The organism is Streptomyces globisporus (assembly GCF_003501885.1).
GTDB lineage: Bacteria > Actinomycetota > Actinomycetes > Streptomycetales > Streptomycetaceae > Streptomyces > Streptomyces globisporus_D.
In genome coordinates, this window is record NZ_QWFA01000395.1 from 1 (window position 1) to 1,122 (window position 1,122).

The 1,122-nt window shown below is 73.7% G+C and carries 1 protein-coding gene; it reads left to right on the forward strand.

Annotated features, from left to right (window positions below; all coding sequences use genetic code 11):
- Positions 1-157 precede the first annotated feature (157 nt).
- Positions 158-1,122: serine/threonine-protein kinase (locus tag D3105_RS33915; protein WP_206273061.1), on the forward strand; the 965-nt coding region annotated here is incomplete at its 3' end.

A 1,122-nucleotide genomic window follows, 5' to 3' on the forward strand; every position in this document is an offset into this window, starting at 1 on the left:
AACCTACCCGCGTGGTGACACCCGACGAACCCGTCACCGCCCGCCTCGTCGAACCCCCGACGCCCCCGAGCCCACCCGGGCGATCACCGTCGCCGGGCCCGAGGAACCGTCCGGCGGCGGGGCGTCGGACGGTTCGACGGGCGGGCGGTGACAGGCCATGGCCCCGCCTCCTCCCCCGTCGCACGACGCCGGGGTGCCCACCGGGCGCGAGGACGATCTCGTCGGCAAGCGGATCGCGAGCTATCTCGTGGAGGCCGAGATCGGCCGCGGCGGCATGGCGGTCGTCTACCGAGCCAAGGACCTGCGGCTCGACCGGATCGTCGCGCTGAAGCTGCTCGCCCCCGAACTGGCCCGTAACGACACCTTCCGGCAGCGGTTCACGCACGAGTCGCGGGTGGCGGCCGCGATCGACCACCCCCACATCGTGCCGGTTTTCGAGGCGGGCGAGACGGAGGGGCTGCTCTACATCGCGATGCGGTTCGTCGCGGGCGCGGATCTGCGCGTCCTGATCGACCGGCGCGGGCCGCTGGACCTGACGGCCGCCGTCCGGATCGCCGCCCAGGTCGCGTCCGCGCTCGACGCGGCCCACGACCACGACCTGGTACACCGGGATGTGAAGCCCGGCAACATCCTGGTGGCCGCGGGCACCGACAGCGACCACCCGGAGCATGTGTACCTGACGGACTTCGGGCTGACGAAGAAGTCGCTGTCACTGACCGGGTTCACCACGGTCGGCCAGTTCGTCGGGACCCTCGACTACGTGGCGCCGGAACAGATCTCCGGGCGGCCGGTGGACGGGCGGTGCGACGTGTACAGCCTCGCCTGTGTCGTCCAGGAGACCCTGACCGGGGCGCCGCCCTTCCAGCGGGACGACGACATGGCGCTGCTGTGGGCCCACCAGTACGACCCGCCCACCCCGCCGAGCGGGCTGCGGCCCGGGCTGCCCGCCACCGTCGACGGCGTACTGGCGAAGGCGCTCGCCAAGTCGCCGGAGGACCGCTACGAGACCTGCCTGCGGTTCGTCGCCGCGCTGCGGGCCGCGGCGGCGGGCATCGGGCCCGGCGAACACCCCGCGACCCGGGTGGACGCCCCGGCCGGCTCCTGGTCGGCCACCCCCGAACC